Origin of the sequence: Flavobacterium sp. HJJ (assembly GCF_015351475.1) — a bacterium.
Classification (GTDB): Bacteria; Bacteroidota; Bacteroidia; order Flavobacteriales; family Flavobacteriaceae; genus Flavobacterium; species Flavobacterium marginilacus.
Genome location: NZ_JADKPR010000010.1, coordinates 24,463 through 51,281, shown reverse-complemented (window position 1 = coordinate 51,281; position 26,819 = coordinate 24,463). Strand labels below are relative to the sequence as shown.

At 34.7% G+C, this 26,819-nt stretch carries 19 protein-coding genes and 2 pseudogenes; 13 read left to right on the top strand and 8 right to left on the bottom strand.

Annotation, left to right across the window (positions count from 1 at the left end; genetic code table 11):
* Nucleotide 1: 1 nt before the first annotated feature.
* The 8 genes and pseudogenes from IRZ80_RS09740 to IRZ80_RS09705 all read left to right on the top strand — a co-directional run bounded on the left by IRZ80_RS09740 (nt 2) and on the right by IRZ80_RS09705 (nt 10,575).
* Entirely contained in the window at nt 2-5,410 is a 5,409-nt protein-coding gene (locus IRZ80_RS09740) for an AAA domain-containing protein (protein ID WP_194641373.1), read from the top strand.
* Between the two features lie 92 nt (nt 5,411-5,502).
* On the top strand, nt 5,503-6,336 hold the full coding sequence (gene prs / locus IRZ80_RS09735; protein ID WP_194641372.1) for a ribose-phosphate diphosphokinase: 834 nt from the start codon (nt 5,503-5,505) through the stop codon (nt 6,334-6,336).
* Nucleotides 6,333-6,869 carry an NADAR family protein gene (locus tag IRZ80_RS09730; protein WP_194641371.1) on the top strand — a complete coding sequence of 179 codons (537 nt, stop codon included), beginning with the start codon at nt 6,333-6,335 and terminating at the stop codon, nt 6,867-6,869. Before prs ends, IRZ80_RS09730 begins: the two co-directional genes overlap by 4 nt.
* A 12-nt stretch (nt 6,870-6,881) precedes the next feature.
* A pseudogene (locus tag IRZ80_RS09725) lies at nt 6,882-7,353 on the top strand (Appr-1-p processing protein).
* A gap of 56 nt (nt 7,354-7,409) precedes the next feature.
* Nucleotides 7,410-8,045, top strand: coding sequence for a DUF4291 domain-containing protein (locus tag IRZ80_RS09720; RefSeq protein ID WP_194641370.1), 636 nt, complete (start codon nt 7,410-7,412; stop codon nt 8,043-8,045).
* Nucleotides 8,046-8,051: 6 nt separating this feature from the next.
* The gene (locus IRZ80_RS09715) at nt 8,052-8,600 is read left to right on the top strand and encodes an RNA 2'-phosphotransferase (protein WP_194641369.1); all 549 of its coding nucleotides are present in this window, start codon (nt 8,052-8,054) and stop codon (nt 8,598-8,600) included.
* 39 nt (nt 8,601-8,639) lie between these two features.
* Nucleotides 8,640-9,098, top strand: a complete 459-nt coding sequence (locus tag IRZ80_RS09710; protein WP_194641368.1) for a nucleoside 2-deoxyribosyltransferase domain-containing protein — start codon at nt 8,640-8,642, stop codon at nt 9,096-9,098.
* Between the two features lie 4 nt (nt 9,099-9,102).
* Nucleotides 9,103-10,575, top strand: a complete 1,473-nt coding sequence (locus tag IRZ80_RS09705) for a nicotinate phosphoribosyltransferase (protein WP_194641367.1) — start codon at nt 9,103-9,105, stop codon at nt 10,573-10,575.
* 38 nt (nt 10,576-10,613) lie between these two features.
* Here IRZ80_RS09705 and nadD read toward each other — a convergent pair whose 3' ends face one another.
* The 5 genes from nadD to IRZ80_RS09680 form a co-directional block, all read right to left on the bottom strand.
* Nucleotides 10,614-11,195 carry a nicotinate (nicotinamide) nucleotide adenylyltransferase gene (gene nadD / locus IRZ80_RS09700; RefSeq protein WP_194641366.1) on the bottom strand — a complete coding sequence of 194 codons (582 nt, stop codon included), beginning with the start codon at nt 11,193-11,195 and terminating at the stop codon, nt 10,614-10,616.
* A 94-nt stretch (nt 11,196-11,289) separates the two neighbouring features.
* Nucleotides 11,290-11,862 carry a guanylate kinase gene (gene gmk, locus IRZ80_RS09695; protein WP_194641365.1) on the bottom strand — a complete coding sequence of 191 codons (573 nt, stop codon included), beginning with the start codon at nt 11,860-11,862 and terminating at the stop codon, nt 11,290-11,292.
* A gap of 7 nt (nt 11,863-11,869) precedes the next feature.
* A complete protein-coding gene (locus IRZ80_RS09690) occupies nt 11,870-12,745 on the bottom strand; it encodes a hypothetical protein (protein WP_194641364.1) in 876 nt (291 codons plus the stop codon).
* A 16-nt stretch (nt 12,746-12,761) separates the two neighbouring features.
* Nucleotides 12,762-13,622: a YicC/YloC family endoribonuclease gene (locus IRZ80_RS09685; protein ID WP_194641363.1), complete on the bottom strand. Its 861-nt coding sequence runs from the start codon at nt 13,620-13,622 to the stop codon at nt 12,762-12,764.
* 366 nt (nt 13,623-13,988) lie between these two features.
* Nucleotides 13,989-14,339, bottom strand: coding sequence for an arsenate reductase family protein (locus IRZ80_RS09680; protein ID WP_194641362.1), 351 nt, complete (start codon nt 14,337-14,339; stop codon nt 13,989-13,991).
* 75 nt (nt 14,340-14,414) lie between these two features.
* Between IRZ80_RS09680 and IRZ80_RS09675 the strand changes: the two genes are divergently transcribed.
* Together IRZ80_RS09675 and IRZ80_RS09670 are read left to right on the top strand one after the other, a co-directional pair.
* On the top strand, nt 14,415-14,870 hold the full coding sequence (locus IRZ80_RS09675; protein ID WP_194641361.1) for a DinB family protein: 456 nt from the start codon (nt 14,415-14,417) through the stop codon (nt 14,868-14,870).
* A 127-nt stretch (nt 14,871-14,997) separates the two neighbouring features.
* Nucleotides 14,998-16,146 (top strand): annotated as a pseudogene (locus IRZ80_RS09670) (cystathionine gamma-synthase); the annotation flags it as partial.
* Nucleotides 16,147-16,204: 58 nt separating this feature from the next.
* Here IRZ80_RS09670 and IRZ80_RS09665 read toward each other — a convergent pair.
* Nucleotides 16,205-16,990 carry a THC0290_0291 family protein gene (locus IRZ80_RS09665; protein ID WP_194641359.1) on the bottom strand — a complete coding sequence of 262 codons (786 nt, stop codon included), beginning with the start codon at nt 16,988-16,990 and terminating at the stop codon, nt 16,205-16,207.
* A gap of 291 nt (nt 16,991-17,281) precedes the next feature.
* On the opposite strand from IRZ80_RS09665, the gene gdhA reads away from it, so the two are divergent.
* From gdhA to recO, 3 genes are all read left to right on the top strand, one after another.
* Nucleotides 17,282-18,625 carry an NADP-specific glutamate dehydrogenase gene (gene gdhA / locus IRZ80_RS09660; protein WP_194641358.1) on the top strand — a complete coding sequence of 448 codons (1,344 nt, stop codon included), beginning with the start codon at nt 17,282-17,284 and terminating at the stop codon, nt 18,623-18,625.
* A gap of 212 nt (nt 18,626-18,837) precedes the next feature.
* The gene (locus tag IRZ80_RS09655) at nt 18,838-21,132 is read left to right on the top strand and encodes a T9SS type A sorting domain-containing protein (protein ID WP_194641357.1); all 2,295 of its coding nucleotides are present in this window, start codon (nt 18,838-18,840) and stop codon (nt 21,130-21,132) included.
* A 90-nt stretch (nt 21,133-21,222) separates the two neighbouring features.
* Nucleotides 21,223-21,936, top strand: coding sequence for a DNA repair protein RecO (recO, locus tag IRZ80_RS09650; protein WP_194641356.1), 714 nt, complete (start codon nt 21,223-21,225; stop codon nt 21,934-21,936).
* Nucleotides 21,937-21,958: 22 nt separating this feature from the next.
* Here recO and IRZ80_RS09645 read toward each other — a convergent pair whose 3' ends face one another.
* Both IRZ80_RS09645 and IRZ80_RS09640 read right to left on the bottom strand, forming a co-directional pair.
* Nucleotides 21,959-23,263: an ATP-binding protein gene (locus IRZ80_RS09645; protein ID WP_194641355.1), complete on the bottom strand. Its 1,305-nt coding sequence runs from the start codon at nt 23,261-23,263 to the stop codon at nt 21,959-21,961.
* A 20-nt stretch (nt 23,264-23,283) separates the two neighbouring features.
* Nucleotides 23,284-26,805 (bottom strand): hypothetical protein, encoded by a 3,522-nt coding sequence (locus IRZ80_RS09640; protein WP_194641354.1) that lies wholly within the window; start codon nt 26,803-26,805, stop codon nt 23,284-23,286.
* Nucleotides 26,806-26,819: the final 14 nt, after the last annotated feature.

Sequence of the window (26,819 nt, the reverse complement as noted above, 5' to 3'; positions counted from 1 at the left end):
GATGATTACACCAATAAAGGAATCGGCTTTTTATCAATTTATTACCGAAAATTTTCAGAAAGGAACTTTTGCCAACGACGATATTATTGCCATAATGCTACCGCTGTTAAAAACGGTTGCCACCATTCATAATCAGGGGAAAGCAGCTTCCCTTCACGATATTTCTACGATTTATATTGACGATGAGCATCTTAATATCGATGATAAATCATTTGAAATAAAAAACAATTCGGCTCCTGTTTCGAAATTGTTTAAAAGCAAAAGCAGTGCATTCGAAATTACGGGAGAGCTTTATAATGAGGTCGAAATTGGCGAAGAAATAAGCAGTAAATATGATGACAAAAGTGTTGCTGACGATGATTCAGAAAATGTAAAAAAAGCAATTTACGTAAAAGATTACGGTTGTTTTGAGCTTGAATTTGGACATCATGACCCGCTGACGGATATTTTTATTTTGGGAATGATTTTGGCGAGTATCACACTGCGGTTTGATTTTACGGATATTGAAAATGTCAAAAAGTTTGTTGACTACAGAAAGAAAATGTACTTTTTGAACAGCAAAATTAATCCCGCCATTGCCAATATTATTTTGGGAATGACCGAACTAAACAGGGAAAAACGCTGGAAAGATGTAAACGAAATTACCGAAAAACTCAAAAATTACAGGGATTATAATCCTGAAACCGAATATGATTTGTCGAATTTAGTTGATGCTAAAACGCAAAACAAAAACCAATTTATTCACGAGAAACTCCGCAATAGACTTTTTGACAATAGCAAACGCAATAGATTATTGTATTTTCAGCCGAATTTAAAATTCCTTAATCTTACGGTTTCGTCGGTTCCGCAAGTGCTGAATTATCAGAATATAGACCCTAATTCTATTTTTTACTGGAATTCGGAAATTTCTAAAAAAATAAGTAAAACAAGCACGATTTCGCTCAATAAGTATTTGGAAATTGGTGATAATCCATACATTATTTCCACGTTGGATAAAATTCGTCTGGAGGCAAATAAGGATATAAATGAATATGGTTTTAGTCAATTAAAGCTGGCGATATGTAATTTAAATTGGTTCAATATTAAAGAAAACAGTTCCGAAAAAATAGTTTCGCCTTTGCTTTTGGTTTCGGTTATCCTGACCAAGAAAAAAGGTGTGAAAGACCAATATTCATTGGAATTTTTAGATTCGGAAGTAGAAGTGAATCCTGTTTTGGCTAACATGCTAAAAGAGTTATATGACATTCGTCTGCCGGAACGAATACAGCTTTCTGAAACCAAAATAGAGGAAGTTTATGAATTACTGCGACTGCAGGTAGAGGACAATAATTCGGGAATTGTTCTTGATTATATCGACAAACCCAAAATTAAACTGATTCATTCGCAGGCCAGACAGATTCTGACGCAGTTTAATAAACGTTCCAAAAAAAGAGAGGCAATTCAGGATCAGCGAAGTCTGAGTTATTCTTATCAGCAGGAAAATTTTCAGCCGTATGGTTTGGAGCTGTTCAGAAATTATGTTTTTACACAGGCCTCGTCTTTGGAATATTTGATAAACAGTGATATCAAAAGCAATCCGCAGTTTTTTAATCAAAATAAAACCATTGAGAGAGAATTTTATCAGCTCGACAATGGAGAAACAAATCCTTTTCGCTGGGAATTCGACACATGTAATTTGATCCTGGGAAATTTTAATTATAAAAAAATGTCATTGGTCCGTGATTACAATCAGGTTATTGAAAATGATGTCGAAAGCAATGTTTTCAAAAGCCTGTTCAATTCATTGGCACAAAAAGATTTTAAGAACGAATTGGAATCAAGCAACAGTTTTACAAAAACGTTTAACGTTGTTGCGAGCGATCCCACACAAAACAATGCGGTAAAATATTCGGAAACGGGCGAAAGCTATATTATTCAAGGGCCTCCTGGAACAGGGAAATCGCAGACCATTGCCAATTTGATCGCCAATTATGTTGCCAATGGCAAAAAAGTACTCTTTGTCTGCGAGAAACGTGCGGCCCTGGATGTAGTTTTTTATCGTCTAAAAAATCAGGGACTTGACGATTTATGCAGTTTGATTCACGATTCACAAGCCGATAAAAAGGAGTTTATTTTTGATTTGAAAAAGACTTTTTACGAGTTTACAGCCTCGAAAAATAGTTTTCAGTCCATAGAAAATAACCGAAATACTTTAGTTCAGAAAATTGACGAAGAAATCAATAAAATTTCAGGCTTTCATGATTTTATGAATGCAAGAATTGATTCTGAAAATGAGCTTACGATCCAATCGGTTTTTGATGTCCTGATTTCTAATTCCCATAAAGCTTTATTGGAGAATCTGAATATTTTGGACGATAATGCAGGTTTGCAGGATTGGGAAAAGAAGTATGAGTCACTAGAAAAATTATACGCCATCAATCAGGAAACGAACCAATCTGAGTTTTTTTCAGTGCATCCTTTCCGTTTTTTAAAGATGGATGTGTTTCGTAAATTTCAGCATGTATCCGATTTAAAAAAGGATTTGGAAAACAGTCAGGAAATAGTAGAAAATATTTCAGAACAATTGGATTTTGTTTCGATTCCAACAAACATTGATACTTTTTTTGAGATTCATAAATTTCTCCGAAAAGCAATGTCCTGTTTTATATATTTTGATGCTAATGTTTCTGAATTATTGGAACCGAACAGTACGCTGTTCAGATCGCTTGAAAATGATGTTCAGACTTTATTGAAGTTAAGAAATGAAATAGAGAAGCTAGCTCAGCAATATCCGCATTGGATAAAAACGGTATCTGAAACCGAGGCCAAAACTGCTTTGGAAATCATCAGAAAAAATGAAAACAGCTTTTTTAATTTTATAAATTCTGATTATAAAAAAACAAGAAAAGAAATTCTTGCCGTTTATGACATCAATAAACATGCAGTGAAGCCTAGTTTATCTGCCGTTTTAGAAAATTATAGCACCCAATTTGAACTGGAGGAAAAATTTAATTCCCTAAAAAGTGACTTCGAAAGCAAGTATAGTCTTGGTGATTTATTCGAATTAAAATACCATACCGAAACGTTAAGAAAAGAACTGGATTCTACAATTTTAGATTTTGTAAAAAACCTTAATGAGTCAGAACGAAAAGAAGTTGCTGTAATCAAAAATTTGTTTCTAAAAGTAAATTCTTCTTTATGCGACAGTATCGAAAATTATGAGAATTTAAGTTTGTCAGCTATTGAAAATGAAATTATAGAAATTAATAAAAAGAAAGCCTATTTTGATTTGTATGCTTCTTTTTTTGAGGAAATTCAGGATATAAATCCTTCCATAATTCAATTATTAAAAGGAAAGAAAATCCCGCTCGATCATTTGAAAATTACTTTGGCTGAAAGATCATTAGAGAAATATTATGCGATTCATTATACGCACAAGCGGTACAACATGGATTTGCTGCACGCATCGATTCAGAAAATCAAAAAAATGCATGTTGATTTATTGGAACTGAATGGTAAATATATCATTGCAAAGCAAATCAGTAATTTAAAAGAGCTGATTTTAACTTCTGAAATGTCAGTTTCTGGAATGACTTTGGGACAAAAAGAAAGAAAAAAATCGATAACAGAAGGGCGAAAAATTCTTGAAAATGAATTTAGTAAAAGCATCCGATTTAAATCTATCCGCGAATTGGCATCTTCAGATTCGGGGCAGATTGTCCGAGAAATAAAACCCGTCTGGCTGATGAGTCCTTTGAGTGTTTCGGATACATTACCGGTTGATGAAAACTATTTTGATGTCGTGATTTTTGACGAAGCGAGCCAAATTACGCTTGAGGAAGGACTTGTGCCTATTTACAGAGCCAAGCAAACAATAATTGTTGGGGACGAAATGCAGATGCCTCCGAGTAATTTCTTTGGAAGTTCTTCAGGCAATCAGGATGATTTATGGGCAGACGCAACGGAAGAGGATAACGATTCATTTTCACTTGATGCTGATAGTTTCCTGACGCAGGGCGCACGAAAATTCCCGTCGATTATGCTGGGCTGGCATTATCGAAGCAAACACGAAGCCTTAATTGGTTTCTCGAATGCTTCTTTTTATGACAGTAAATTATTGACGATTCCTGATTTGAAAGATCATGGAAAGTCAGCTAAACCTATAATTGTTGCTGATGTAATTGAGGCTAAGGACAATTTGGAACAATTGTTTTCGAAACCAATTTCATACCATTATATCGAAAATGGAGTATATAATGCGAGGTCGAATGTAAAAGAAGCACAATATATTGCCAATATGGTTCGGGAACTTCTGATGCAAAACAAGGAGCAAAGCATTGGAATTGTGGCTTTTTCGATGGAACAGCAAAATGAAATCGAAACTGCTATCGAAGCAATTTGTATTGGAGACAAGGTTTTTGAAAACTTGATTGAAGAAGAATACAAACGTATTGAAAACAATCAATTTGTTGGACTTTTTGTGAAAAATCTTGAAAATGTTCAGGGAGATGAACGGGACATTATCATTATGAGTACCTGCTATGGCTACAATCCGCGGGGAAAAATGCTGATGAATTTTGGTCCGATTAACAAACGGGGAGGAGAAAAACGATTGAACGTTATTTTTTCTAGGGCCAAGAAAAGTATGTGTGTCGTGAGTTCCATAAAATATTTTGACATTAAAAATGAATACAACGAGGGAGCCAATTATTTTAGAAAATACCTTCAGTACGCTGAATTGGTTAGTTTGGGGCAATTGGAATCGGCGAATAATGTTCTGAATTCAATCAACAGTAAAAACAGTATTCAAGTTTCAAGCCAAATAGCAGATCAGTTACTGGACGAAATTGAAAAAATGGGCTATTTCGTAACGAGAAATATAGGTCAGAGTAAATTTAAATGTCATTTGGGTATCAAAAAATCGGCTGATGACGAAGAATTTGTTCTGGGAATTATGGTTGATGATGAATTACATTATTCGAACAATGATATTTTGGAACAATATCTTTTGAGGCCTGAAATTTTGAAGGCAAATGGCTGGACTATCTGTCAAGTTTATTCGAAAGATTGGATAGAAAATAGGCCAAGAGTTTTGAAAATGATTGGAGCTTCGCTTAATAGTGAATTATTTTTTGATGAAGTTGAATTTGAGCAAAGCTCTGCCGAAACAGAAGATATTGTTGATGCCGAAGAAGAAATTCAGCCCGAATCAGGTGTAAATACTGATTTTGAAAGATACATCAACACTTCGAATGGCAGTAATAAGTTTTGGGAAATAGCTACGGAAAATAATAATGTAATTGTTCAATATGGCCGAATAGGAACCAAGGGACAGCGGATGGTTAAAGCATTTGAAACCGAAGATGATGCTATAAAAGAAAAGCGAAAACTGATTGCTCAGAAGCTTGCAAAGGAATATTTTAAGGATTAAAAATATATTTTGCGTAATTTTTACACAAAACAATTTGTAAGTTTAAATTTAATATTTATATTTGCGTATAATTAACGCAAAATAAAAAAATTATGATACTCAATTTAGATTCAAATTTCAAACCATTTACTACGGAGTCAGTAATCAGTTTTCAGAATTTTACTTTTTCAGGTGGTGAACCTCACATCAAAATAGAACCAAATTTTGACGTGACGCAAAAAGTCACTATTACCCACAGACTAAATTCATTCAATGATTTGGGATTATTGTGCATTGCCGTTGACGCGTTGCGCAGGATGGGTGTGAAAGACACGGAACTTTTTATTCCTTATTTTCCTGCCGCAAGACAGGACAGGGTTATGATAAAAGGAGAGCCATTATCTGTAAAAGTGTATGCTGATATTATCAACGGAATGCAATTCGATAAAGTGTTTGTTTTTGATGCGCATTCAGAAGTTACTCCGGCATTGGTAAACAATTGTGAAGTGATTCCGAATCATACTTTTATTGAAGCAGTTGTAAAAGCAACAGGTAACGGCGTTAAATTAATTTCTCCCGACGGTGGTGCTTTAAAGAAGATTTACAAAGTTTCAGAATTCCTTGGCGGAGTTGAAGTGGTAGAATGCAGTAAAAGCCGTGATGTAAAAACAGGAAGATTGTCAGGCTTTAAAGTGTATAATGACGATTTGCAGGGCGCAGACTGTTTGATTGTAGATGATATTTGTGATGGAGGCGGAACATTTGTTGGACTAGCCGAAGAGCTGAAAAACAAGAATGCCGGTAAGCTGTATTTGGCTGTAAGCCACGGAATTTTCAATAAAGGATTAGAAGTTTTGGATTGTTTCGAAAAAATATTTACTACCAATTCATTCAAAGATTTTGAAGGAGAAAGTGTTGAAGTCATAGGATTAAGTCAATTGATATGAAATACAGTTTGGAAAAATTGGTGGCTCAAAATAGTGAAAATAAATATGTTTTCTTTTGGGGACATCAGCCGTCAAAAGATGGAACCATTACGAAAACCTGTTTTAGTCAATGGTGGATTAGTCCATTTGTGGTAGAAGGCATAACTTATAAAACTGCAGAGCATTGGATGATGGCTAAGAAAGCAGAACTGTTTAATGATCAAGAAGTTTTAGAAAAAATAATTCAGGCAAATTCTCCGGCGGAAGCCAAAAAATTAGGAAGAGAAGTAAGGAATTATGTAGATTCCCTTTGGCTAAAGAACAGATTTGAAATAGTAAAACAGGGCAATTTCAATAAGTTCAATCAAAATCCAGATTTAAAAGAATTCCTAATCAATACCAAAGAAAGAATTTTGGTCGAAGCCAGTCCGGTAGATTCCATTTGGGGAATTGGTATGGCAACAGATCATAAAAACATTAATAATCCAGAAAAATGGAGAGGATTAAATCTTTTGGGTTTTGCTTTGATGGAAGTTAGGGATGAATTGAAATAAAATTAATAAAAGATGAAAGATATTCAATATATAAAAGGCGATGCAACATCTCCAGAAGGAATAGATAATAAGATAATTGTTCACGTTTGTAATGATATTGGCGGATGGGGTAAAGGATTTGTTATGGCTATTTCGAAAAGATGGAAAGAACCAGAAAAGCAATATCGTGAATGGTTCAAATCTAAAAATGATTTTGAATTAGGAAAAGTACAGTTTGTTCAGGTTGAAGAAAATTTATGGATAACTAATTTAATTAGGACAGCATAAAATCAATAAAGATGAAAACGGCGAAGCTCCAATTCGATATCATGCTATTGAAGAAGGATTAAAAGCAGTCTCTGATTTTGCAAAAACAAACAATGCATCAGTTCATATGCCAAGAATTGGATGTGGTTTAGCTGGCGGAAAATGGGAAATGATAGAACCAATTATTCTTAAAATGTTATCTAATCAAGATATAAAAGTCGTGGTTTATGATTTTTAAGCCACCAAAAATTAATTAAAGAACAAAATGCAATCACGTTATTGTGTTGTAATAAAATGAAAATAGAATTAAAAAAATATAGCGAGCAATTAAAAGAGTGGCCGAAATCTGGTTATCATATAATGGCTCAGTACGACGATGAAAAAATAATAGTATATCAGTCATACCGAAAAGAAATAGGCGAATTTGCCGTAAAAAATCAGTTTTTTGGAGGTGCTTTCAGTCTTGACCGAATGACTTGGATTAAGCCCAATTTTTTATGGATTATGTATCGAAACGGCTGGGGTACAAAAGAAGGGCAGGAAGTCGTTTTGGCAATCCATCTAAAAAGAGAAGCATTCGAAAAATATCTTCAAAATGCTGTTTATTCTTCTTATGCAATAGAATTTGAAGTGAGTTATGAAGAATGGCAGTCACAAGTAAAATCCTCTTCAGTACGATTACAATGGGATCCGGATCATAGCCCGTACGGAGAAAAATTAGAAAGAAGAGCAATTCAGATTGGTTTGCGAGACGAATTTACAAGATCTTATTCCAAAGAAGATATTTTATTAATTGAGGATATTTCAAATTTTGTAAAAGAGCAATATAAATTTGTTCAGAATAAAGAATTGGACAATCTGCTGATTCCAGCTGAAAAACCTTTTCTTTTTGAAGATGAAAAATTGAATAAAAAATTAAGACTTAAATAGAAAAAGATGAATGAAAAAATAGCAAAAAGCGTCAGCAAATTTTTGAGTCTAGTGCTTAGACATTCGCCTGAAACTATCGGATTAAAATTAGACAAAAACGGCTGGGCAGATGTTGATGAATTAATTGAAAAATGCCATCAATTTGGAAAAGAATTTGATTTTGAACTATTAGAGGAAGTTGTAGAAACCAATGACAAAAAGCGATTTACGTTCAATGAGGATTTAACAAAAATAAGAGCCAATCAAGGTCATTCGATAGATGTTGAATTAAATTTAAAAGAGTACGAGCCGAATGATTTTTTGTATCACGGAACAGTCGAAAAATTTATTGATTTAATAAAAGAAAAGGGCTTGCAAAAGATGAGCAGGCAATATGTTCACTTGAGTAAAGATAAAGAGACTGCTGTAAAAGTGGGCAGTAGAAGAGGAAAGCCAATTATTTTGAAAGTAGAAGCCAAAAAAATGTTCGAAAACGGATTTAAGTTTTATTTATCCGAAAATAATGTTTGGTTAATTGATGAAGTTCCTGCAGAATATATTGATTTTGAGGTTTGAATTTATAGAAGTTAGTAATCTATTAAACCAGTACATAAAATGAAAAAAATATATAGAGCTCCAGAAACAATCGACAATATAAGTCAGGATACCCAAACTATTTTTCTAGCGGGATCTATAGAAATGGATAAAGCTATTGATTGGCAAAAAAAATGTGAAGAGGTTTTGAGCACTCAATATATTGTGTTTAACCCAAGAAGAGAAAAATGGAATTCAGATTGGGAACAGTCGATTACAAATCCTCAATTTAAGGAGCAGGTAGATTGGGAATTAAACGCACTAGAAAAAGTAGATATCATTATTATGTTTTTTGCAAATAATACAAAATCTCCAATATCATTATTAGAATTCGGACTTTATGCTCAGTCAAAAAAAATGAAAGTAGTAGTAGAAAAGGATTTTTGGAGAAAGGGTAATATTGATATTGTATGCGAAAAATACAATATTCAACAGTATGAAAATTTAGAAGAGTTGTTACAAAATTTAACTAACAAATAAAATTATGAACCCATTATTATTAACAGATGGTTACAAAGTTGACCACAAAAGACAATACCCAGACGGAACTACATTAGTATATTCTAATTGGACTCCTAGAAAATCAAGGATTGAAGGCATTGACGAAGTTGTATTTTTTGGATTGCAGTATTTCCTTAAAAGATATATTATCCAAGATTTTGATCAACATTTTTTCAAACAGCCAAAAGAGGCAGTTGTGAAAAAATATGCCCGCAGAATCAATAATTATTTGGGTGAAAACCAAGTAGGCACAAAACATATAGAGGATTTGCATGATTTGGGATATATTCCTATGGTTTTTAAGGCTTTGCCAGAAGGTGCCAGCGTGCCTGTCCGTGTGCCTATGTTCACAATGTACAATACAATTCCTGAGTTTTTTTGGCTGACCAATTATTTCGAAACACTGCTTTCCGCAGTAATCTGGCTGCCTTGTAATTCGGCTACTATTGCAAAACAATATAGAAAAGTATTGGACAAATATGCCAAAGAAACTTCTTCAATGCCCGAATTTGTTGATTGGCAGGGCCACGATTTCTCGATGCGCGGCATGGGCTGTATCGAGGCTGCAGTAACATCAGCAGCTGGACATTTATTGAGTTTTACAGGAACTGATACGATTCCGGCAATTGATTTTTTAGAAGAATATTACAATGCCAATTCAGATACTGAATTAATAGCAGGCTCTGTTGCAGCAACCGAGCATTCTGTAATGTGTATGGGTACAACTGAAGGAGAATACGAAACTTTCGAAAGATTAATCTGCGAGGTGTATCCAAAAGGAATAGTTTCTATCGTTTCTGATACTTGGGATTTATGGAAAGTACTTACTGATTATCTGCCTCGATTAAAAAATCAAATAGTTTCCAGAGCAGGAAAAGTAGTCGTTCGTCCAGACAGCGGTGATCCGGTTGATATTATCTGTGGTAACCCAAATGGCAAAACCGAGCAGGAAAGGAAAGGGGTAATCGAATTGCTTTGGGATGTTTTTGGCGGTACAATAAATGAAAAAGGGTTCAAAGAATTAGTTCCTCAAATAGGAGCTATTTATGGAGACAGTATTACCGTGGCTAGAGCAACAGCCATTTGTGAACGATTGAAAGCAAAAGGTTTTGCATCTACCAATATAGTGCTTGGAATAGGTTCATTTACTTATCAATACAATACAAGAGATACTTTTGGATTTGCGATGAAAGCTACGTACGGAGAAGTAAACGGTGAGGGAAGAGCTATTTTTAAAGATCCAATTACAGATGACGGTACCAAAAAATCAGCCAAAGGATTAATGAAAATTGAATTGGCTGATGGCAGATATATTTTAAAAGATGAAGTGTCTTGGGAAGAAGAGCAAAAAGGAGAATTGAAAGAAGTTTTTAGAGACGGAAAACTTTTAATTGATTTAAGTTTATCTGAAATTCGAGATCAAGTCAAAAAGAATGTACCGCAACTAACGTTATAAAAACTAATAGCCTAAGTGATCAACTCATTTGGGCTTTTTTACTTTTTATAAAAATTATTGTGATCAATATATTCCCAAACTTTATTAGGTAATAAAGGCTGTACATTTTTTCCTTTTTTGACATTCTCTCTGATAGAAGTCGAAGATATTTCCACAACAGGAGCATCAATCAAATGGATTTTAGGATGATTTTTTAGTTCTAAATTTTCAGCCTCAGACGAAATGCGGGGATAAACATAAATGTTGTGATGTTCCAAAATCGCTTCATAATTTTTCCATTTGTGAAATGACTTCAAATTGTCTTCACCCATGATTAGGGAAAACTCGTGATTAGGATATTTCTCTTCTAAATGAACCAATGTATTTACCGTATAATTCGGTTGTGGTAATTTGAACTCAATATCCGAAGGTTTTATTTTAGGAAAATCTTCGGTGGCCAGATAAACCATCTGCAAACGATGGTGATCATCGAGCAAACTGCTTTTCTTTTTGAGTGGATTGTGCGGTGTAACAACCATCCAAACCTGATCCAAATCGGAATGTTCTGCCATGTGATTGGCAATGATGAGATGCCCAACATGGATGGGATTAAACGTTCCGAAATAAAGTCCGATTTTCATGTAGTTTCGCAGAATTTCACAGAGTTTTTTCGCAAAGATTCGCAAAGACTTTTTGTGTATCTCTGCGTTTTCTTTGTGAACCTTTGTGTAATAATTATTTTTTCACAAAATCCTTTACCAATTGATGTGCTTCTTCAAGGGCTACTGCCAAATCATAATTTTTGATAATTACGTCAAATTGGGGAGCAGTTGCCAATTCTACCGAAGCCTTTGCAATTCGCATATTGATTTTGTCTTCGCTTTCGGTGGAGCGTTCTTTTAGTCTTCTTTTAAGTTCATCAACACTTGGAGGTTTTACAAAAACAGCCAAAGTTTCCTCTGGAAATTTATGTTTGATACGCAAACCGCCGGCCACATCAATATCAAAAATCACGTTTTTGCCTAAAGCCCAAATGCGTTCCACTTCGCTTTTTAGCGTACCGTAAAAATTATCGCGATACACTTCTTCCCATTCAACAAAATCTTCCGCGCGGATATGGTTTTTAAATTCTTCAAGGGACATGAAGTAATAATCCTTTCCGCTTACTTCTTCACCGCGTGCTTCGCGTGTGGCAGCCGAAATGGAAAATTCCAGATTCAAATCTTCCTGTTTTAATAAATGTCTAACTATGGTGGTTTTCCCAGATCCTGATGGAGCCGAGAATACGATTAATTTTCCTTTTTTCATTGTTGTACTATTTTATAAGTCTTATAGATTCAGTATCAATCGTGATAATTTTACTGCTTTCTTTATCATCATTTGAATCTGTAATTTTATATTTGAGTATTTTTTTATTGCTTTCTTGTAAATCTTCTGAATGAATAAATGCTCGACAATTATCTGTTTCTATTTCTTCAAATTGAATCAATTCATTTTTATTGTTAATCACTAAGATTACATAACCGTAATCCATTGCTCCTCCACACATACCTTGGATATTTGGATTGCCGTATTGTTCATATTTTAATAACAATCTTATCTCAGAAGCCGATATTTTTTTTGAAACTATTTCTAAATCTTTATAATCTAAATGATAATTGGAAAGGTTGATTTTTGAATTACCAATTTTTAAAAATTTGAAATCTTCAAAAACATATATGTCTTTTAGTTCATTATTAATAGTTAATTGTAAATTTTTAGTATTATTTGACCATATGTTTTCTTTTGGATTATTTGAGATAAAAAGTTTCTCATTATAATTTTTGAAAGTTTCAATTTTATCCAATTTATCCCAGACAACTCCTGAAAAATCAAAATCCAATATTTTTTTTTCAAAAGATTTATCATTAGTATTAAATAAGGTCAATCCTGTCATTGGATTAAAAACACCAACCAACGGGATGTTTTTCTTTACTTTATCATAATAATACCAGCCTTTAACAGAATATACATATAAATGATCTTCTGAAAATTTTTCTACTTTTAAATAAATAGTGATATCATATTTGCCATCAATTGAACCGTAAAAAATTCTGTCATTTGTTCTGAAACTTTCAATTGAAATGTTTTTTTGTTGTGAAAAACAAGTTAGTGTTGTTAGAAAAAAGAACAGTAAAATATTTTTTTTCATTTCAAAAAGGTTTTAACTAAAGTACATTCAGCACCTGCTCCTTAATTTTCTCCAGTTCATCTTTCATCTGAACGACCAATTTCTGCATCTGTGCGTGATTAGATTTTGAACCCATAGTGTTGATTTCGCGACCCATTTCCTGTGTTATGAAACCCAGTTTTCTACCGTTGGCTTCTGTTCCGTTGATGGTTTCAAGGAAATAATCCAAGTGATTCGTCAACCGGACTTTTTCTTCAGTAATGTCTAATTTTTCGAGATAATAGATCAATTCCTGTTCAAAACGATTCTCGTCAACATTGACTTTCAATTCAGAAATGGCAGTCTGCAGACGGTCTTTTATCGCCTGAACACGCTCCGGATCAAGTTCCAAAGCCTCATTCATATATTGACGAATGTTCGCAATTCTCAATTGGAATTCATTTTCCAAAGACAAACCTTCGTCTCTACGGAAATTTAAGATATTTTGTAAAGCTTCTTCGATTGCGGTTTGGATTTGAGCCCAATCATTTTCGTCGATTTCCTCACGTTCAATTTTCATCGTGTCCGGCATGCGCACGGCCATTTTCATCAATTCGGTTTCATCGGCATCGGCATAGACTTCTCTCAATTGGCTGATATAAGCCTTTACGATAGGCACGTTGACTTTGGTCGAAGTCTGTTCGGCGGTACTTTCGATAAAAATCGAAAAATCCACTTTCCCTCTCTCCAGTTTCAGGGCGATTTGGTTGCGTAAACCTAGTTCCATTTCGCGGTACAGTGAAGGCATTCGCACACTCAAATCCAAACCTTTGCTGTTCAGGGATTTTACTTCTACCGTAATTTTTTTGGTTGGTAACTGCAAAGTCGCTTTACCAAAGCCAGTCATCGATTGTATCATATATTTTTCTAAAAGTGTTCAAAGATAAGAAAAAAGTGGTCAGTGCTCCGTTTTTAGTAATCAGTGCGTCACAACGCAGATAATTTTTCATTAATTTATCAAAAAGATAGAATTGATTCTTTTTCTGGAGCAGAAAGATTAGGCATTTTTAGCAGGCATTGGTCCCGCTTTTCGTTACAATCTTATAAGCCGAACCCCGGCTTATAAGGATTTTTACTGCAAACGAAGTTCACTGAACTCCTATAGAAATAAAAGTATAGTGAAGTAATCGGGGCTAAAGAGAAACATTTGTATTTTTTGTAGGCATCTCAGACCTAACAGGTTTTTAAAACCTGTTAGGTCTCCATAAAAGACCAAAAAAGCATATTACCCCAATACTTTCATCACCTGATGAATATTCTGCTGAGAATTACCAATGTATATTTTCTCGTCAATGATAAAAACCGGACGGCTCAGAAACGTATAATGCTCCAGAATGTATTTTTTATAATCGTCCTCAGAAAGGGATTTGTTCTTCAAATCCATCGATTTGTATAACTGTGCCTTTCTGCTGAACAGAGCTTCATAACTTCCCGAAAGTTTGTGCATTTCCTCCAGTTCTTCAGCAGTTATTGGGTTTTGCTTAATATCGTGAAAAGCCAGATTATGTCCTTCAGGCAGTGATTTTATAATTTTTCGGCAAGTGTCGCACGAAGCGAGATAGTATATTTTGTTCATTATTTTTTCTGTTTTCTAAATGCAAAGGAAAACATTTGATTTTAAAATGTTTAATTTTATGCAAAAAATAAAACTATGCAAGATACATTTGAAGTTGCCAGAACAGGAAGAAGAATGCTGAATTCTTATTTTGAAAACTATACGTTAGAACAGCTGAATAAAATTCCTGATGGATTTTCTAATAACTTAATCTGGAATATAGGTCATATTGTAGTGACACAGCAATTATTAGTTTATAAATTATCAGGACTGCCGATGATGGTTTCGGATGCAATGGTAGAGAAATATAGAAAAGGGACCAAACCAGAACAAGATGTTACACAAGCAGAAGCAGATGAAATAAAAGAATTATTATTTGATACGCTTCATAAATTAGAAACAGATTACAACAATGGAATTTTTGTAAATTATCAGGAATACCCAACATCTACAGGATATATTTTGAAAAGCGCAGTAGGGGCAATTGAATTCAACAATTTCCATGAAGGACTGCACATCGGAATTATGATGAGCATTAGAAAGTTTGTGTAAACTTTTGAAAGAATAAAATAAGTGTACTAAATTTTCTTGCCACAGATTAAAAAGAGTATGTATTTGTAATCTGTGGCTGGTTTTTTGTCACCAATAATTAAAAAGCTGAACAGCAGAAAAAAATAAAACGATGAAATTTAATACCAAAGTCATCCACGGAGGCCAGCATCACGATCCAAGCACTGGAGCAGTAATGCCTCCCGTTTATCAAACTTCTACTTTTGTACAGACAAGTCCCGGAAAACCTTTAAATCCGGATTATGAATACAGCCGTGCGGCAAACCCAACGAGAACAGCTTTGGAAGATGCTTTGGCGAGTATCGAAAACGGAACCCGCGGATTAGCATTTTCATCAGGACTTGCGGCTACTGACTGTATTTTACGATCCTTTAAAGCAGGGGACGAAATCATCGCGATGGACGATTTATACGGCGGGACTTATCGTATGTTTACCCGAATTTACAAGGATTCTGGAATTAAATTTCATTTTGTCGATATGAACGATTTGGATAATTTCAAGTCCCTGATTAATGAAAACACCAAAATGGTCTGGGTGGAAACACCAACAAACCCATTAATGAAATTGGCTGATATTGAAGAAATAGCCAAAATAACTAAAGCCAACAATATTCTTTTTGCAGTCGATAATACTTTTGCAACACCTTATCTGCAAAAACCTTTAGACTTGGGGGCAGATATCGTTATGCACTCAGCTACTAAGTATTTGGGCGGGCATTCAGATGTGATTGCAGGTGCCTTAATCGTAAAAGACGAAGACTTAGGGAATCAGCTGCATTTTCAGCAGTTTGCTACCGGAGCTACTTTGGGGCCAATGGACAGTTTCTTGGTGCTTAGAGGAATTAAAACCCTGCATTTAAGAGTACAGAGACATTGTGAAAATGGAGCCAAAGTAGTTGAGTTTTTGAATAATCATCCTAAAATAAAAACAGTTTATTATCCAGGACTGCCAGATCATCCATACCACGAAATTGCCAAAAAGCAAATGAGCGGTTTTGGCGGAATGGTTTCTTTCACATTTGTATCTGGCAAAAAAGAAGATGCAATACAGTTTTTGGAAAAACTAAAAGTGTTTACGTTGGCAGAATCTCTAGGCGGTGTAGAATCATTGGCCAATCATCCGGCTTTAATGACTCATGCTTCTATTCCTGAAGAAAAAAGAAAAGAAGTTGGAATTACTGATGACTTGGTTCGACTGAGCGTAGGTATAGAAGATGCCGAAGATTTAATATCCGATTTAAATCAGGCATTAGCATAAAACTAAAAAATCCCAACTAAAATTAAGAGTTGGGATTTTTTTGAATATGTTTTTATTACTAATTGTCAAGGTAAAAGATATACCCCACACCTATAAAAGTGAGCCAATCATTATTTTTATTTTCTTTAAATAATTCAGCATTAGGATTAAGACCGTCAACCCAATCCGAATTAAAATATTGAGCCCTCATATCAAATACAAGATCAGACATTGGAGTCAGTTTATAGCGGGTTCCAATATTTAGGACTCCGGAAAAAACCATTTTACTTTCGTTAGAAAACCCATACGGGTGTCCGTCTGAAGGGACTAAATATTTTGGATTAGTGGTAGCTGTATTTCCAAGTTCTCCTAATTCAGAAGTAGCTGTTGCGGTATAATAGCCTATTTGTGGCCCTATAGCGATATATGGAGCAAAACTCCCTATTGTTCTCTCAAAATCATGAATGTGAATGAAGCTGTATTCAAGCTGGAAACCTAAATTAACCACTTGAGTCGAACCCCGCATTGCTTTTAGCTGTTTCGATCCGATAGTGTTTTTTTCAACCCATTTTCCGTAATGCTTTAAATCGGTTTTACTGTAGGAAAGTTCATTTCTCACTTTGAAATGTTCTGCAAAATAATCATTTACAAAGTCAGTATAGGAGAAACTCATATAGTCAACAAATGTAATTCCAAACCCCATATTATTTAAATTGGTTTCGGTATCGTTACGCAACCCGTAATCGGAGCGAAACTCAATTCGTCCAGCTATTACTCCTAACTCATGGCTTATTCCTGCTTGCGAAAAAGAATTAAATGGTAAACCAATTAATAATAGTAATGCAATTTTCTTTAGTTGAGTCATAAGTCCGTGGTGTTTTAGTGACTGAGCAAAGATAATAAAACCGCAAGATAGGATTTATTAAATTATAAAAATAAAATAAAATTTTAAAAAATGAGTGTATCTTTATAATTATTATTAATACTATATCGATTTCGTAAAAACATTGTTTCATGTGTTTGATTTTTTATAAATGATTAATAAAAAGATAATTTTGTCATAATACAGTGTAAAAAAAGTTAAAATACCTTAATAAGATGTATATTTGTAACAACTAACGAAAGCGTTTGCTAAACGTTTATAATTTATTAATCCATGTCAAAAAGTATTACAGATTTTATAGAATTGGTTGCCAAAAAGAATCCGAATGAGCCGGAATTTATGCAGGCTGTTACAGAAGTTGCTGAAACAGTAATTCCTTTCATCGAAGAAAATAAAAAATATCAGAATAAAATGCTTCTGGAAAGAATGGTCGAATCAGATCGTATCATTATGTTCCGGGTAGTCTGGACAGACGATAAAGGTGATACACAGGTAAATAGAGGGTATCGTATTCAAATGAATTCGGCTATCGGACCATATAAAGGAGGGATTCGTTTTCATCCATCTGTTAATTTAAGTATTTTGAAGTTTTTGGCTTTCGAACAGACTTTTAAAAACAGCTTAACTACACTGCCAATGGGCGGCGGAAAAGGAGGAGCCGATTTTGACCCAAAAGGAAAATCAGATAATGAAGTAATGCGTTTTTGTCAGGCCTTTATGACCGAATTATCAAAACACATTGGAGCTGATACTGATGTTCCTGCTGGAGATATAGGTGTAGGAGCAAGAGAAGTGGGATACATGTTTGGTCAGTTCAAAAGATTGAGAAACGAGTTTACAGGGGTTTTAACCGGTAAAGGAATTTCTTTTGGAGGATCATTGATCCGTCCGGAAGCAACTGGATATGGTGATGTATATTTTGCACAAAGCATGCTGGCAACTAAAGGAGAAAGTTTTGAAGGCAAAACAGTAGTTATCTCCGGGTCAGGAAACGTAGCACAATATGCAGCTGAAAAAGTAGTGCAGTTAGGAGGAAAAGTAGTAACTATGTCTGATTCTGCTGGATATATCTATGATGCTGACGGAATTGATGCATCCAAATTGGCTCACATAATGCAGATTAAAAATGAGCTGAGAGGAAGAATCAGCGATTATACTGCGAAATATCCAAATGCCAAATATGTGGCCGGCAAACGTCCTTGGGAAGTAAAATGTGATGTTGCTCTGCCTTGTGCAACTCAAAATGAATTAAATGAAGACGAAGCCAAAACTCTTGTTGCCAACGGATGTATCTGTGTAGCCGAAGGAGCAAATATGCCTTCAACTCCCGAAGCTGTTCATGTTTTTCTAAAGGCTAAAATTTTATTTGCTCCCGGAAAAGCTTCCAATGCAGGCGGAGTTGCCACTTCAGGACTTGAAATGTCACAAAACTCACTGCGTCTAAGCTGGACTTCCGAAGAAGTAGACGAAAGATTAAAATCCATCATGAAAGACATTCATGCTTCATGTGTGAAATATGGAACAGATGAAACAGGTTTTACAGATTATGTAAGAGGAGCTAATATTGCCGGATTCGTAAAAGTTGCCGATGCAATGCTTGCTCAAGGTGTGGTTTAGAAACTATAGATTGCAGATCGCAGAATTCAGTCTGCAGAATTTAAATAGTAAAAATGCCTTTTTTCTGTATAAGATTAAAGGCATTTTTTTTGTACTTCTACAATATCTGATTTCTCCAGACTGCAATCTGCAATCTAAAACCTGAATTCTGCAGTCTAAAATCTGTAATCTAAAATCTCTTGTGCTATATTTGTGAACCAATTTGTTGTTCAATGCGAAAAAGACTTTTATACCTGTTTTTTTTATTTGTGGTTCAAATCACTTTTGCCCAAAGTAATTTGTTGTGGCAGGGATATTTTTCTTATACCCAGATCAAAGCAGTTTCCGAATCACCAAAAGCAATTTATGCTGCTTCTGAAAATGCCTTGTTTTCTAAAGATAACAGCACCAGTATTATAAAAACCAAAACAACAATTGACGGGCTTGCCGGCGAAACCATCACTGCACTGTATTACAGCCCAGCCTTTAACAAAACGATTGTAGGATATCAAAACGGCTTGTTAACGGTAATCAACGAAGCCGATGGTTCTATGCTTAGAGTTGTGGATATTATCAATAAAAGTCTGCCGGCCAATATAAAACGAATCAATAATTTCATGGAATACAACGGAATTGTTTATGTTTCCACCGATTTTGGAATCGTACAGTTCAATTTAACTACTCAGAAATTTGGCGACACCTATTTTATCGGCGACAATGGAGCCGAAATCAAAGTTTCGCAAACAGCAGTCCACAGCGGATTTATTTACGCATCAACTTCTAATGGTATTCGAAAAGGAGATATTACAAACCCGAATTTAATAGATTACAAACAATGGAATGTAATAGCAGCAGGTAATTGGTCTGGAATTACATCATTTGGAACTGAATTGTATGCTGTAAATACAGCTGGTTATGTTCATAAATATGATTCGGCATCTAATACTTTTAGTAGTTTTTTGCAATTATCAGAACCAGCTGTTAATTTTCGTTCCAACGCTGATTATTTGATTATAGCAACACCTAATTCTGTTTTGATTTACAATAAACAAATGGTACTCCAGCGTCAGATAAATCAAAATCAAATTACAGAAATGCACGGCGGATTTAGCTGTGCATCAGTAATTGGAGATACTATTTTTATGGGTACTAATGAAAAAGGGCTGCTTACAGCTTCACTTTCCGGCAGTTCAGCATTCGATAATATAACCCCAATCGGGCCTTCACGCAATAATATTTTTGCTCTTCAAGCATCACAAAATCAGATTTGGACAGTGTATGGTGATTATGATATTTTTTACAATCCTTATGATTTAGATGATTTTGGAATTAGTAAATATTCAACATCAGGATGGTTAAATATTCCTTTTGCTGAGGTGCTTGGAGCCAAATCCATGACCCGAATTGCAATTAATCCAGCCAATGAAAAAGAAGTATATGCGAGTTCTTATTTTTCAGGCTTATTAAAAATACAAAGCGATATTCCAACGATTTTATACAATCAAAATAACAGCAGTTTAGAATCTTTAACAATCAGTCCGCCGGATCCTAGTTATATCGATATTAGAATCGGAGGGACAGTTTTTGATAAATCGGGAAATTTATGGGTCAATAATTCCAGAGTTGTAAATGGTTTAAAAATGCTAAGTTCTGGCGGGCAATGGAAGACTTATGCTATGGATAAAATTATAAATACGCCCGGAAGTAATGATTTTGGCACTATGGTTATTGATAAGTATGGGACAAAATGGATGTCTACCAATATAAATGGTGTAATAGCATTTAATGAAAGCAGTAATACGTTCAAAAAAATGACTTTTGGAGCCAATCAGGGAAATTTACCTGTACAAGATGTTCGAGCGCTGGCCGTTGATACTAAGAATCAGCTTTGGATAGGAACTACAAAAGGATTGAGAGTTTTGACTAATGTAAACAGTTTTCAAACAGAAAGCCAGTTAACTGCCGAAAGCATTATTATTATGGAAGATAATCTGGCTCAAGAACTGCTTTACGAACAATTTATAACCGACATCGAAGTTGATGGAGCCAATGAAAAATGGATTGCAACTGCAGATGCCGGCGTATTTATGGTTTCTTCAAACGGTCAGGAAACCAAATATCATTTTACAACAGAGAATTCACCACTGCCGAGTAATACAATAAATGACATTAGTATCAATAAAAGCACAGGTGAAGTTTTTATAGCGACTTCCAAAGGTTTGATTTCTTTCAAAGGAATTGCTACCTCGGCTAGCGATAATTTAAACAATGTATATGTTTATCCGAATCCTGTTCGTCCAGAATATACTGGGACAGTAAAAATAAATGGATTGCTTAATAAAGCCAATGTAAAAATTACCGATGTGGCTGGTAATCTGGTTTTCGAGGCCATATCCGAAGGAGGAACAATAGAGTGGGACACCACCGCATTTGGAAAGTACAAAGTAGCATCAGGAGTATATATGATTTTTGTATCGGCTCAGGATGGAAGTGAAACCAAGGTTAAAAAGGTAATGATTATAAGGTAGTAGTAAGGCTATAAGCAATAAGCTCTAGGAAGTAAGCAGAAAACTACAAGGGTCAAAAATCTAATAATCCAACAATCTAATAATCTAATATTGTTAGTAAAAACCAAAGCCATAGTAATTTCGTCCTTAAAGTTTCAGGAAAAAAGCTTGATTGTAAAATGTTTTACGCTCTCAAATGGCTTGAAATCTTATATGGTTCGTGATGCTTTTTCTTCCAGGAAAGGAAGCTCTAAAATAGCATATTTTCAGCCTTTGAGCATTATAGAAATTGAAGCAGTTCATAAAAACAAAGGTACTCTGGAAAACTTCAAGGAAGTAAAAATCTCGTACCCTTTTCATTCCATACATTCGGATATTTTTAAGAGTACAATGGTTTTGTTTCTCTCCGAAATTCTGCATCATTCGATTCATGAAGAAGAGAAAAATGAATCTTTGTTTACTTTTCTAGAAACTGCTTTGCATTGGCTGGACCAGCACGATGAGATTTCCAATTTTCATTTGATTCTGATGCTGGAAACTACAAAATATCTTGGATTTTATCCAGACACTTCAGATATTGATATGTCTTTTTTCGAAATGACTGAAGGTGTTTTTACGCCTTTTCATGCTATTAGTTCGCTCACAGAACATGAAACACAGCTGTTCAAAAAACTGATTAACCTAAAATTTGATAATGATCAAAAAACGTTTCATGTTATTGAAAGGCAATTGCTTTTAAAAATTTTAATTGATTATTATAGTTTTCATCTCGACGGATTCAAAAGACCTAAATCTTTGGATGTTTTGAAAGAAGTTTTTTCCTGATCCCTGTAAAGGCGACTCATTGTTATCCCGTTTTGGAAACCAAAGTTGCGGTAATAAACAGTTTTTCTTCTTTGCTGTATTCTAATTCGATTCCCTTTAAAATGTGTTCAGAATCGATTATTGTGGTGTTTTGGTCAAGTGTCTGCAAGCAGGCAAAAGCCATCGCTGAAACTATTTGGGCACCATTGAGTTCATAATTTTTAGCAGCTATCTCTAGAATGTTATGATCTTTTAGTTTTGTTTTCTTAGGCATACAATTCTCCCATAATTGCAAACGTTCTTCGGCTGTAGGTTTGTTAAAATGAATAATGGAATTGAATCTTCTTAAAAAAGCATCATCAATATTATTTTTGAAATTGGATGTCAGTATTACTAATCCATTAAAATTTTCGACTCTTTGTAATAAGTAACTAACTTCCTGATTGGCATATTTATCATTGGAAGATTTGGTTTGTGTCCGCTTGCCAAACAGGGCATCGGCTTCGTCAAAAAGGAGAATCCAATTTTTGTTTTCGGCCTGAACGAATATTTTTTCCAGATTTTTTTCTGTCTCGCCAATGTATTTAGACACGACTTGGGATAAACTGATGCGATAGACTTCTTTCCCGAATTCCTTTCCCAATAAAGTAGCAGTAAGTGTTTTTCCAGTTCCCGATGGACCATAAAATAAACACCGGTAGCCAGGAGCAATCTGCCTGGACATTCCCCAGTCATGACGCAATTGATCCTGATGTTTTAGCCAAAGTTTAATTTGGCTGATCTGATCCTGTGTATTCTGATTTACAACTAAGTCTTCCCATTGCATTTGTGTTGTAATCTCCTGAGCAGGAAAGTTTGTGCCAAATTTTGGTTTTAATTTTTCGCCATAAAACAAAAGATGTACTACTTCTGGAGGTAAAATAATACGGCCGCTCATTAAGGGTTCTCCTTCTTTTACATCTTCCAGAAATAAAATATTTTCTTTGGAAAACCAATGCGAAGGCGAAAATAACTGCTGTATTTCTAATCGGTAATTGATATCTTCTTTTGCTAAAACATATTGTGCAGTTTCGCCTGTAGGAAGCATTCCTCTATGATTCTCAAGTCGGATTCCTCCTAATTCAGGGAGTTCACCACCATCAGGATAAATTTCTTTTATGATTTCGTCAAAAAAATGAGGGAGGATATTTGGCACTAATGCCAAAAGCAAAATCACAGCTTCCTCATGACTTGTTTGTCGACCTAAAGCTTCAGAAAAAGAGTTTTCGAAATTATAGGAAACAGCTTCTTCTTTATTTTCTGTACGAAGTGATTGGATGAGATATGATTTTAAAGTCTGAAAAGGCATAAATTAATATTTTATTATTTTTAAAATTGAGAAATTCCAGTATAAGTCGGATCTTTTGCTTGAATTTGTGCTAATAAATTTTCTTTTTCACAACCAATTTGTTCTACGTAGTTATTTAAATGGGTCTTCCCAGCTTTAGTAAAGTGATCAAATATTTTGAATGCATATTTTAATTGAATTCCACTTTGTATGAGTTCTGTATATGATTTCCCATTCAAAACAAATATTTTATCAGGTTTTGATGCTTCATAGTTATCGTCTATATTTATTTTTATAGATTTATTAGAATAGAGTGCTTTATTTTCATCACTTATTTTTAAAGACAAACTAGCTTTCAAACTAGTTGGAATATGAACTTCTGCCTTTTTAATCTCTACCACTTCACTTGAGTCATTAGTATTAATTTTAGGAGTTGTTCTTCCGTATACAAATTGCATATTAAAATTTATAGAAGCTCCAGACTGAACGGATTTTTTCGCTTCGTTTTCTATTTGAGGTTCCATTTCACCAGTATTAAATGCTCCAGGAATTGGAGCCATATTATTCCAGGTACCAGGTCCAAAAATTTTATCGTTTAATAAATGGCCTCTTATGTAGTAAGTTCCTCCTCCCTTTTTCCTCTTCCTTAAAGTTTCCCATATAGTATTTGTAGCGCCAGGAGCAGAACCGGTTACCTTATCTTTTCTTCCTTTTTTTGAGAGATGTTTCACTTCAACGCTTTCTCCCAGACTAACTCCACCACGATTAACGGTTTTGTGTGTTACGTCTCCTTCTTCTAAAGTTCCAAAAAAAGAACTAGTCACTTTACTCAATCGCTCTAATTGAAATTCAATTATTTTTTTTCTCTTTAATTCCTCATCTTTTCTTTTTGGGTCACCTTCCGAATAAACATATTTACTACCTTTCAATGTGTCTATTTTACCAGCAATTTCAATAGCAAAGTATTTATCTTTATTTGAATTAGGGACTACCTTTTCAAGAAAACTTTTATACGTTTTTTTATCGCTAGCGACCATTAAGGTTGGATTATCTTCTTTTCCTTCAAAAAATAAAGTATGATTATTACCATCATTCCCTTTAAATTCTTTTCTTAATCCCAACCAAGAAAATAGCTTTCCACCTATAGCTTTCCCTAATTTCAATAGTCCTTTTACTGCTTGTCCCGCTTTTTCGAGTACCCAGTCGATGGCCTTATTAATAGGAGCCTGTATTTTATCGAGCAATGCCTGTACTTTTTTGCTTAAATCTCCAAGACCTAACAATCCTGCCAGAAAACCAATGGCAATAGGAACTAATTTGGCTAATGAATTTTCTACAAATGTGGCGGCTTGAGTTATTTTTCCAGCTACAATTAATGCGGTACTATCGACAATACTGTTTATTAAATCCAGTATTCGTCGGGCATTATTGATAAACCAGCTAATTACATCATAAATGAGTTTACAGGCTTTTATAAAAGCGCCCACAGGATTGAACAAACTGATAACCCAGGTAATTCCTGCTTTAATTACGGTTTCGATAAGCATATTTTGTATGGCATCTACTACCATGACTTTGAGGTCGCCGATTTTTTCTTTAATATAATTCCATAGTCCGCCAAGACCTTCCTTTCGGATGATTTGAAAAATTTCGAAACCAGTTTCTAATGCAGCTACTACAGTTGCACCATACATCTTAGTAGCTCTGGCTTTAATGTTTTCCCAAGTAAGGCCAAAAACCGACATTATGAATTCAAAAATTCCGCTTAAATCCCATTGTTTCGGGAATTTTATTGATGGAGGCATGTTTCCCATCAGCCATTCAAAAAATCCTTTTTTGAGATGTTCTAATGCATTTTTGCCAAAATTTTTGAAACCCAAAACAATTGCACCCAGTAAATTGGATAGAAAACCAATAGGATCCAAAATTATTTTTCCTACCACATCTGCCACTTTTGCTAATATGTTAAGCAGCAGATTTTTCATTTCTATTATTGCTTTGATTACCCCGACAACAGCATCATAAGCACGTTCCAGCCAGCTTTTGTTTTCTTCTTGTATTTTATCAAAAGTTTCTTCTAATTTGGCAACGGCAGCATTAAATTTTGTGGTAATGCTTTGTTTGAGTCCCTCATTTGCTTCCTCTACCTTGGAGTCAAGTTCTGTAAATCTATCAGTGGCATGTGCAAATACATCGCCTGCAATTCTCTGCGTGTCCTTGTCCTGATTTTTCCAGTAATTTTGAGTTTTGAGCTTCCCATCTTCAATGTCTTTGGTAGCTTTGTTTAATTCTTTTTCGACAAAATCACCAATTTTGCGCACTACAGGCGCCAGCGAATTGATAAAATTATCCTGCTCTTCTATAAAAACTTTCTTGATATCATTTGGAATTCCAGCAGCCCAATTGGCTAAATCTTCCAGCCAGTTAGTGTCCGTTCTTTCTTTTACATTTTTTTCAAATGCTTTGTTGGCAATATCCAGTGCTTCATCAAAATCCTTATTTACTTTTTCGGTCAGGTTTTTCAGGTTGGTTTCAACCAAAAGCTTGGTGTCATCATAGATTTTATTTAAATCTGTCGCGACTTTGGTTCTAATCTCTTCCTCTTTCTGTTTTTTAAGTTCTTTATTTTTATCGACCTGACTTAATTGTTTATTTCGGGTAGCATTCATTTTTGCAAGCCCTCCTAAAGTGAGAGCATTGGTACTGCTTTTTGTAGAACCTGCAATGGGGTTTGCCGATTTTAAATACTGCTGGTGTGTCCCTTCAGCTTTTTTCTGGCTTTCTTTTTTTTCTGATAGTGAATGGTCAAAAGCGGGCTCATTACCATTTTGGAGTTGTGTTTCGGAAATATCATTATTAGCCAATTCATCATCTATCTTTTTAGAATCGGAAGAAAGATCGTTGTCCTGTGCCGTTTTTAGCGGTGGCGCAAAACCAGGATTGGAAACAGTTGGATAGGCTCCAATATCTTCTTTTGGTAATGGAGTAGCAACTTTTGTGACAACACTATTTTGATCTGGACTAGCACTAACGGAATTAGATAAATCGCCATTTGTATTTTGTTTTTCTTTTTCTAAAGTATCTGTAATACCTTGTTGTGCATTGCCCATTTTTTCAGAAGAAGTCTGGTCTTTCTCCATTTCTTCTTTGTTTTTGGGAATCACTTTTTTAATATTTTCCAGAATAGCATCAGAGAATTTTTTGGAATCAAATTTTTTAGTTTTTTGATTTGCCATGTCATCCACCTGATTGGATTTGGCCACACTCGATTTTTCTAATGATGGATCTATAGCAACCGATTTTTGCATTTCCTCTTTTTTCTCGGTTGCGGTTCCGTGTTTTTTTTGAGATTTTGCGGTTTTGGCAATTTTAGCTTTCTGGATATCAAGAATAGATGCTTTTTTTAGATTAATCACAGGATCTGGAGCTTCTTTTTTAACCTTTACAGCTGCGGGTACAAGAGCAGTTACCTTCTTTTTCTTCTTTACTGCAGAAGGAAAAAAAGGAATTGTTTTTCGCTGTGGCTTTTTAACTGGTTTAAATTGAAGTCCTGTTTTAGACATTTTATCTAATGATT

Coding starts and splice junctions, on each gene's coding strand:
- IRZ80_RS09740 (WP_194641373.1), top strand. CDS start 2: ATGATTACACCAATAAAGGAATCGGCTTTTTATCAATTTATTACCGAA.
- prs (WP_194641372.1), top strand. CDS start 5,503: ATGATACTCAATTTAGATTCAAATTTCAAACCATTTACTACGGAGTCA.
- IRZ80_RS09730 (WP_194641371.1), top strand. CDS start 6,333: ATGAAATACAGTTTGGAAAAATTGGTGGCTCAAAATAGTGAAAATAAA.
- IRZ80_RS09720 (WP_194641370.1), top strand. CDS start 7,410: ATGAAAATAGAATTAAAAAAATATAGCGAGCAATTAAAAGAGTGGCCG.
- IRZ80_RS09715 (WP_194641369.1), top strand. CDS start 8,052: ATGAATGAAAAAATAGCAAAAAGCGTCAGCAAATTTTTGAGTCTAGTG.
- IRZ80_RS09710 (WP_194641368.1), top strand. CDS start 8,640: ATGAAAAAAATATATAGAGCTCCAGAAACAATCGACAATATAAGTCAG.
- IRZ80_RS09705 (WP_194641367.1), top strand. CDS start 9,103: ATGAACCCATTATTATTAACAGATGGTTACAAAGTTGACCACAAAAGA.
- nadD (WP_194641366.1), bottom strand. CDS start 11,195: ATGAAAATCGGACTTTATTTCGGAACGTTTAATCCCATCCATGTTGGG.
- gmk (WP_194641365.1), bottom strand. CDS start 11,862: ATGAAAAAAGGAAAATTAATCGTATTCTCGGCTCCATCAGGATCTGGG.
- IRZ80_RS09690 (WP_194641364.1), bottom strand. CDS start 12,745: ATGAAAAAAAATATTTTACTGTTCTTTTTTCTAACAACACTAACTTGT.
- IRZ80_RS09685 (WP_194641363.1), bottom strand. CDS start 13,622: ATGATACAATCGATGACTGGCTTTGGTAAAGCGACTTTGCAGTTACCA.
- IRZ80_RS09680 (WP_194641362.1), bottom strand. CDS start 14,339: ATGAACAAAATATACTATCTCGCTTCGTGCGACACTTGCCGAAAAATT.
- IRZ80_RS09675 (WP_194641361.1), top strand. CDS start 14,415: ATGCAAGATACATTTGAAGTTGCCAGAACAGGAAGAAGAATGCTGAAT.
- IRZ80_RS09665 (WP_194641359.1), bottom strand. CDS start 16,990: ATGACTCAACTAAAGAAAATTGCATTACTATTATTAATTGGTTTACCA.
- gdhA (WP_194641358.1), top strand. CDS start 17,282: ATGTCAAAAAGTATTACAGATTTTATAGAATTGGTTGCCAAAAAGAAT.
- IRZ80_RS09655 (WP_194641357.1), top strand. CDS start 18,838: ATGCGAAAAAGACTTTTATACCTGTTTTTTTTATTTGTGGTTCAAATC.
- IRZ80_RS09645 (WP_194641355.1), bottom strand. CDS start 23,263: ATGCCTTTTCAGACTTTAAAATCATATCTCATCCAATCACTTCGTACA.
- IRZ80_RS09640 (WP_194641354.1), bottom strand. CDS start 26,805: ATGTCTAAAACAGGACTTCAATTTAAACCAGTTAAAAAGCCACAGCGA.